Annotated in this window: 7 protein-coding genes and 1 pseudogene; 4 read left to right on the forward strand and 4 right to left on the reverse strand. The window is 48.5% G+C overall.

Annotated features, from left to right (window positions below; all coding sequences use genetic code 11):
• Together dapA and H6F50_RS02500 are read right to left on the reverse strand one after the other, a co-directional pair.
• Positions 1 to 666: 4-hydroxy-tetrahydrodipicolinate synthase (gene dapA, locus H6F50_RS02495; protein ID WP_190425979.1), on the reverse strand; the 666-nt coding region annotated here is incomplete at its 3' end.
• Between the two features lie 106 nt (positions 667 to 772).
• Complete coding sequence (locus H6F50_RS02500; RefSeq protein ID WP_190425990.1) at positions 773 to 1,816, reverse strand: aspartate-semialdehyde dehydrogenase; 1,044 nt, start codon at positions 1,814 to 1,816, stop codon at positions 773 to 775.
• Between the two features lie 448 nt (positions 1,817 to 2,264).
• On the opposite strand from H6F50_RS02500, the gene tig reads away from it, so the two are divergent.
• The 4 genes from tig (at position 2,265) to H6F50_RS02520 (ending at position 6,951) form a co-directional block, all read left to right on the forward strand.
• Positions 2,265 to 3,719, forward strand: a complete 1,455-nt coding sequence (tig, locus tag H6F50_RS02505) for a trigger factor (protein WP_190414674.1) — start codon at positions 2,265 to 2,267, stop codon at positions 3,717 to 3,719.
• Between the two features lie 157 nt (positions 3,720 to 3,876).
• Entirely contained in the window at positions 3,877 to 4,569 is a 693-nt protein-coding gene (gene clpP / locus H6F50_RS02510) for an ATP-dependent Clp endopeptidase proteolytic subunit ClpP (RefSeq protein ID WP_190414673.1), read from the forward strand.
• A 9-nt stretch (positions 4,570 to 4,578) separates the two neighbouring features.
• Positions 4,579 to 5,919, forward strand: coding sequence for an ATP-dependent protease ATP-binding subunit ClpX (gene clpX, locus H6F50_RS02515; protein ID WP_190414672.1), 1,341 nt, complete (start codon positions 4,579 to 4,581; stop codon positions 5,917 to 5,919).
• A gap of 114 nt (positions 5,920 to 6,033) precedes the next feature.
• Positions 6,034 to 6,951 carry an alpha/beta hydrolase gene (locus H6F50_RS02520; RefSeq protein WP_190425992.1) on the forward strand — a complete coding sequence of 306 codons (918 nt, stop codon included), beginning with the start codon at positions 6,034 to 6,036 and terminating at the stop codon, positions 6,949 to 6,951.
• Positions 6,952 to 7,024: 73 nt separating this feature from the next.
• On the opposite strand, the gene H6F50_RS02525 is transcribed toward H6F50_RS02520, so the two are convergent.
• Both H6F50_RS02525 and H6F50_RS02530 read right to left on the reverse strand, forming a co-directional pair.
• Positions 7,025 to 7,267, reverse strand: a complete 243-nt coding sequence (locus tag H6F50_RS02525) for a glutathione binding-like protein (protein ID WP_339380768.1) — start codon at positions 7,265 to 7,267, stop codon at positions 7,025 to 7,027.
• 326 nt (positions 7,268 to 7,593) lie between these two features.
• Positions 7,594 to 7,962, reverse strand: a pseudogene (locus H6F50_RS02530) (hypothetical protein); the annotation flags it as partial.

Consider the following 7,962-nt stretch of genomic DNA (forward strand, 5'->3'; position numbering starts at 1 on the left):
TTGGATCATCTGTTGGAGCTGAGTCCCTACCAGATGGCTGGCAACGCTAATAACTCCAGCAGCCCCAATGGCTAATAAAGGCAGCGTCAGGGAATCATCCCCAGCGTATATCTGAAACTCCGCGGGGGTAGTGCGTCGAATTTGACTCACTTGGTCTAAGTTGCCACTGGCCTCCTTGATTGCCACAATATTCGGAATCTCTGCTAAACGAGTCACGGTTTCTGGCTGGAGATTCTGTCCGGTGCGACCGGGTATGTTGTAGAGGATCAGGGGCAGGTCTGGGCAGGATTGGGCGACGCGGAGGAAGTGCTGATACAACCCTTCTTGCGGGGGCTTGTTGTAGTAGGGAACAACTTGTAAAGATCCATCTAATCCTAGTTTAGCGGCTTTTTCGGTGGCTGCGATCGCTTCTTTGGTTGAATTTGACCCCGTACCTGCGATTACCTTCGCTTTGCCAGCTACCGCCCGCTGCACTACCTGAAATAACTCGTATTCCTCATCCCAAGTTAGCGTCGGAGATTCCCCCGTCGTGCCGCATACTACTAAGGCATCGCTGCCATTTTGAGCCAAATGAGCCGCCAGTTGCTCTGCAACAGCGTAATTCACACTGCCATCTTCTTTAAACGGCGTCACCATTGCGGTGAGAACGCGCCCAAAATTTACCACACTCTTTGAACTCCTCCCTGTTTTCGTGATTAGTTTTGTGATGGGTTGTTTGTTGGTAGGGGTATACAACGACTGTGCCCCCTACTGTTGTAAATCGCTTAAAAAACTATTTAGAAAAAGCTGGGGTTGTTGGTTTCAGTAGATGCCGTTCTACCAATAATTCGGCAATCTGGATGGCATTAAGAGCCGCTCCCTTGCGAATTTGGTCTCCACTCAGCCACAGTTCTAACCCACAAGGATGAGAAATATCTTGCCGAATCCGACCCACTAACACTTCATCCCGACCGCTGGCTTCAATAGGCATCGGGAAATAATTGGTCTGCCAGTTTTCGACCAACTTAACGCCAGGAGCATTCACTAACACTTCCTTTGCCTTTGCTACCGGGAAGGGTTGCTCAAATTCTAGGTTAATCGCTTCTGAATGGGCGCGGAGTACGGGAACCCGCACGCAGGTTGCTGTCACTCGCAGATCGGGCGCACCGAAAATTTTGCGCGTCTCGTTAAGCATTTTCAGCTCTTCCTCACAATAACCCAGATCGGTCATCGGGGAATTATGGGGAAACAAATTAAACGCTAAGGTGTAGGGAAAAATGCCTGGTTTCGGGTCTTCTCCCCGTAAAATTGCTGAAGTGTGGGTTTTTACTTCTTCCATTGCCCTCGCACCCGCACCGCTTGCCGATTGGTACGTAGCGGCAACAATGCGTTTGACTGGCTGCACTTGATGCAGGGGCCAAACCGCCACTGCCAACAAAATCGTCGTGCAGTTGGGATTGGCAATGATTCCTTGATGAGTTGCTGCTGCTTCTGGATTTACCTCTGGAACCACGAGAGGCACCCCAGGATCGAGTCGAAAGGCGCTGGAGTTATCAATCACCACTGCCCCAGCGTCTACTGCTTTCGATGCCCAAGCTTTAGAAGTAGACCCACCGGCAGAAGCTAGCACGACATCCACATTATCAAACGAGCGATCGCCCACTGCCTCTACAGGCAAATCTTCGCCTAAAAATTGCAAAGTTCGACCGGCGGAACGGGGAGAAGCCAAGAGTTTCAACTCAGCAACCGGAAAGTTACGGGATTCTAGGAGTTCTAGCAACTCCGTACCCACCGCACCCGTTGCTCCCAGAATGGCAACGCGATAGGAATCAGACAAAGATGGTTCCTCCTCTTGAATACATAGTAGGTGTCAAAAGCTTTAATGAGAGTGAGCCAAAACAGTTAAATATTTTTTTTCGTGAAATTTGAGCTTGTACGGGAAGACGCTTTTTATTGACTGTTGCTTGTTATATAACGAATATCTCTAAAGAAATTTTACACAGCTTAGCACCGACTTTGTCGAAGTTTCCAGTCCCGAACAAGCTAAATTGAATTCGCAACAGAGCGATGGCTTAGTCAATGTACTATCATCAAATATGTCAACGAGAGGGATAGGTAAGGTTTTATTTACCAAAGCTCCAACTGTTGCAAAACTAGGATATCACGGGGTTGAGACAGAAATTGTATCCATTTGGCTTGAACCGACCATCCGAAAACGTCTGCAATACCCGCCCTCTCGAATTGTTATCAACCTTGTCGCTCTGAGTTTTGAGAGAAGTTAACTGATGAAAGTTACCCAGGAAAAGCTTCCCGCCAGCAAGATTGGCTTGGAAATTGAAATTCCAGCCGATATGTCAAAAAATGCCTACGAGCAGGTGATTCAAAAGCTCGCACGCTCAGCCAATATTCCTGGGTTTCGCAAAGGAAAGGTGCCTCGCCAGATCCTGCTACAGCAACTGGGAACGACCCGAATTAAAGCAACTGCTTTGGAAGAACTGATTCAAGATGGTCTCCAGCAGGCTCTCAAGCAAGAAGCAATTGAGGCGCTTGGTAACTATGAGCTGCGTTCTGACTTCGAGGAATTAGTCAGCCAGTTTAAACCTGGAGAACCTATCACTTTCTTAGCTGCGGTAGATGTCCAACCGCAGGTGCAGCTAAGCGATTACAACAACCTCTCTATCACAGCCGAAGAAGTCCCCTATGACTCCAGTGCGATAGAGAAGTTTTTAGAAGAGCGTCGCGTCGAGCAAGCTACGTTAATTCCAGTGGCAGGTCGTCCGGCACAGATGGGAGATGTGGCGGTAGTCGATTATACCAGCCGCTTTGTCAGCGAACAAGAAGATGAAGCACAGGAAGAAATTAGTGGGGGTCAGGCAGAAGACGCTCAAATAGAGCTGTTAGAAGGGCGGTTCTTGAGGGAATTTATCGATGGGATTGTGGGAATGAATCCCGGAGACAGCAAAGAAGTAGAAGTAAAGTTTCCGGAAGATTATCGCCAAGATTTAGCCGGTCGCACAGCGATGTTTACCATCACGCTCAAAGACCTCAAGGAAAAAGAGTTACCGGCGGTGGATGATGACTTTGCCCAAGAAGTCAGCGAGTTTGAAACCCTGGCTGAATTGCAAGCTGACTTAGAGAAGAAATTCCGAGAGAAGGCCGATCAAGAAATGTCAGCCAATAAAGAGCAAGCACTTGTCAAGGAACTTTTGAAAAGAGTTGAAATTGACCTGCCGGAAACCCTGATTCAGCGGGAAGTTGAAACCATGCTTCGTCAAACCATCATCCAGATGGGGCAGATGGGGATGGATGTCAAGAAAGTGTTTACTCCCGACATGGTAAAACAAATGGGCGTGCGATCTCGTCCGGAAGCCATCGAGCGGATCAAACAAACTCTGGCACTTGAGGAGATTGCTCAGCGCGAATCCCTCAAAACCGAGCCGCAAGAGGTGACAGACAGAGTCAATGAGCTACTCCAGCAGTTCCCCGATCAAGAGATCGACCTAGAACGGTTGCGTACCATTGTCGAAGGCGATTTGCTCAAAGAAAAAGCGATTAAGTGGCTGGAAGAACACGCCACGATTGAACTGGTTCCCCAAGGCTCTCTCGCACCTGAGGAGACGGAGGAACAGGCTGAAACAAACACTCCAGAAGCAATAGAAGCGGCACAAGCGGAAGATTCGGAAGTAGAAGCAACCGCTACTGAATCCGTACTAGAAGCTGAGGTGTCTGAGGTTGAATAAACCTTGTGTCGGGGCAATTTAAAAATTGCCCCAACATCTGCACACGCAGTCCTGAATGGTCAAATACAGCGGATTCGGATATAACGGAAGTATGTGGTGACAAGCCACTCGCCAGTTCACCTGATAGTGCAGCGTTTAAATATAAGTTTCGCTCGTTATGGATTTATCTCTGTCCCGGAATTACGAAATCACAAACCTGAGGAAGAGTAATATTTACTCGCAACTCCCCAGCAACGTCGTCCCTATGGTGGTGGAACAGTCCGGAATGGGGGAACGGGCGTTTGATATCTACTCGCGGCTGTTGCGAGAGCGCATCGTTTTCTTGGGGACGCCGGTTGATGATAATGTGGCTGACTCGATTGTGGCTCAGATGCTCTTTTTAGACGCCGAAGACCCAGAAAAAGATATTCAGCTATACATCAACTCCCCCGGAGGGTCAGTGACCGCTGGGATGGCGATCTATGACACGATGCAACAAATACGCCCTGATGTTGCTACCATATGCTATGGTTTAGCAGCCAGTATGGGTGCGTTTTTGCTAGCAGGTGGAGCGCAGGGTAAGCGTATGGCTTTGCCTAGTTCCAGGATTATGATTCACCAGCCCCTGGGAGGCGCTCAGGGACAAGCGGTTGATATAGAAATTCAAGCAAGAGAAATTCTCTATCATAAGCAAAAGCTGAACGAGCTACTAGCTCAAAATACTGGTCAGCCGTTTGATAAAATTTCGGCAGATACCGAACGCGACTTCTTCATGTCATCTGCTGAAGCAAAAGATTACGGTTTGATCGATCAGGTCATCTCCAGACAGAACCTTCCCCACTCGGAAGCAACTGTTACTTCACTCAGGTAAGAGGCAAGTATGTCTAAGTACGACTCCCATCTAAAATGCTCATTTTGCGGCAAGTCTCAAGAACAGGTACGCAAGTTAATTGCAGGGCCGGGAGTCTACATCTGTGATGAATGCGTTGACCTATGTAATGAAATTTTAGATGAGGAGTTGCTGGACTCTGGGGCACCCGCACCCCAACCAGTACCTCGCGCCGAACCTCCCCAGAAGCGTCGAACCCGTTCGGGGAATATTTCTTTAAGTCAAATTCCCAAACCGAGAGAACTGAAAAAGTATCTCGATGAACACGTCATTGGTCAGGATGAAGCCAAAAAAGTGCTTTCTGTAGCGGTGTACAACCACTACAAGCGCCTGAGTTTTATCCAGTCTAAAGGCAGTGGCAAAGGTGGGCAGGAAGATCAAGTAGAGCTGCAAAAATCTAACATTCTTCTGATTGGGCCGACGGGATGCGGGAAAACTCTGCTGGCGCAAACGCTGGCGAGTATTCTGGATGTGCCCTTTGCAGTAGCAGATGCTACCACGCTTACAGAAGCGGGGTATGTGGGGGAGGATGTAGAAAATATCCTACTGCGACTGCTACAGGTGGCAGACCTCGACGTTGAGGAAGCCCAGCGGGGGATTATTTACATAGATGAAATTGATAAGATTGCCCGAAAGAGCGAGAACCCCTCAATTACGCGGGATGTTTCCGGTGAGGGCGTTCAGCAAGCTTTGCTGAAGATGTTGGAAGGGACGATTGCGAATGTGCCGCCGCAGGGTGGACGCAAGCATCCCTACCAGGACTGCATCCAGATTGACACCAGCAACATCATGTTTATTTGTGGTGGTGCTTTTGTCGGTCTGGAAAAAGTAGTAGAGCAGAGAACTGGTAAAAAGTCAATAGGCTTTGTCCAAGGTGGCGAAGGTCAACCGCGAGAAAAGCGGACAGCAGATATTGTGCGGAACCTGGAGCCGGACGACTTGGTGAAGTTTGGGATGATCCCAGAGTTTATCGGTCGGGTGCCTGTGGTGGCGGTCGTCGATCCGCTGGATGAAGAAGCGCTGATGGCAATTCTGACAGAGCCTCGGAATGCTTTGGCGAAGCAGTATCAGAAGCTGCTGAAGATGGACAACGTGCAACTAGAGTTTAAGCCGGATGCGCTGCGAGCGATCGCCCAAGAAGCGTATCGGCGGAAAACAGGCGCACGAGCGCTGCGCGGCATTGTTGAAGAACTGATGCTGGATGTGATGTACGAGTTGCCGTCCCGTAAGGATGTGACTCGCTGCATGATTACGCGGGAAATGGTCGAGAAGCGATCGACTGCCGAACTCATCGTACATCCCTCCTCGATGCCAAAGCCCGAATCTGCCTAAAGCTTGTATTCGCCCTAGGGACAAAAAAGCTGAAAATAATATAGAAACCCGTTTTCTTTCTCGAAGACGGGTTTTTTACATAATAAGCATCACTCAAAACTCAAAAATTTCAACATGGCTCATATTCAAGTTCGTGGCATCGCCCATTATTACGAGTGGATTAAGACACCCAGCGAGGAAGGTAAAAATAAGCCGGTGATGGTCTTCGTGCACGGATGGGGGGGATCTTCTCGATACTGGGAAAGCCCCGCAAAAGCCCTTTCAGATACGTTTGACTGTTTGCTGTACGATATGCGAGGATTCGGGCGATCGCGTAAACCTTCTCCTGTGGGGAACGGTCGCGTCTTAGCAGAAGAAATCTCGTCTCCACTAGCAGACGAACCGGCGACAGCGGAAGAGTTTACTTACGAAATGGAAGAATACGCAGATGACCTAGCAGGCTTATTAGATGCCTTAGAACTGGATCGCGTATACATCAATGCTCATTCTATGGGCGCATCTGTCGGGGTCTTTTTTCTAAACAGCTACCCAGAACGAGTATTCAAGGCAATCTTAACCTGTAGCGGCGTTTTTGAATACGACGAAAAATCATTTAAAGCCTTTCATAAATTTGGCGGTTACGTCGTTAAATTCCGTCCCCGTTGGCTGTATCAACTTCCGTTTGTTGACCGAATGTTTATGGCGCGATTCTTGCATCGCCCTCTACCTAGTGCTATCAGTCGTGCTTTCTTAGACGATTTTCTCATGGCAGATTACCAAGCTGCTGTAGGCACCATGATTACCTCAGTTAGCGAAAAAGCTTCTGAAGTGATGCCTAATGAGTTCGTCAAGCTTACCGTTCCAACACTTTTAGTTGCTGGCGAATACGACATTATCATTCCCGCAGCAATGGGGCGACAAGCAGCAGGATTAAGTGAGAAAGTCGAGTATGTTGAGATTCCCGATACCGCTCACTTCCCCATGCTAGAGGCACCGGAAGCTTACCTGAAGGTAGTGCGAGAGTTTCTGGGAACCCCAGCTTTAAATGAATAGAACACGCATTCTGTCTTTTTGGCGATCGCAGGAGATGATTTTGAACAGTTTACCTTAATTTTCAAACTGCATTCTACTGTGCCATTCGCTCTGCCATGCGAGACTTGAACGCTTCCATTAGCTCTGGTGTAGCCTCAGTCGCTTGCCACGTCTCTCGTGCGATTAGGCGATCGCACCAAGCACTCAGCTTTGGATAGTCACTCAAGGATACGCCCCCTCTCGGCAACCAGGGTATTACACTTCCAGCAACAACCTCGGCTAGAGTTAGGTTTGGACTACCAAAGTAAGAGCGATCGCCAGCATGAGAAAACCTCACAGCTTTATGAGTAGGGCTGGCATTGCCAATCTTACACCCTATACTCAATTGAATTTTTATAAAAGTGTCTCAACACTGACGTTTCAATTCAGGAGAGCCAAAATTATTGCCTGTGCCAGTTGAAAGAGCGCGTGTGTAGGTTGAAAATTCACAGCAGGTTGTACTTCATTACGTCGCAACCTGCTGTAGTTGCTGATAAAAACTACTTTCTTCCTAGTATTAGATTACCAACATTTAGTAGGCACTTTTGAGAAACGAAAGAAAGCAAAAAAAGTTAAGTTAACCGCTTTTAATTATTTAATCTACGGATACAGATTCTAGAAAACTCAGCCAGGTTTAAAGCGCAGCAAGCCAATTAGGGCAACGCCTGTAATGGCAGCGACAACAAGCCATGCCACGGCTAAACCGACTACCTCACTAACGAATAAGCGCGTCGCTTCGCGCAATAGTCCGCCAACAGCCCAACCCATTCCTAGCCCCATCGCCCAGCTGACAGAACTGACCAAGATCCATATCCAAGCTTTTTGCGCCTGCTCAAACAGGACAAGCCCTTGCAGCAGTCCCAGCAAAGCGCCTGCCAGTGCCCCATTTAGGATTCCAAAGATTATCCTGGCTTCAAATAGTAAGGTTTTGGGTGCCACCCAGCCGATGGCTCCGATACCACTGCCGCCAATGAAGCCCCAACTCAGTACGCT

Origin of the sequence: Coleofasciculus sp. FACHB-712 (assembly GCF_014695635.1) — a bacterium.
Taxonomy (GTDB): Bacteria; Cyanobacteriota; Cyanobacteriia; order Cyanobacteriales; family FACHB-T130; genus FACHB-T130.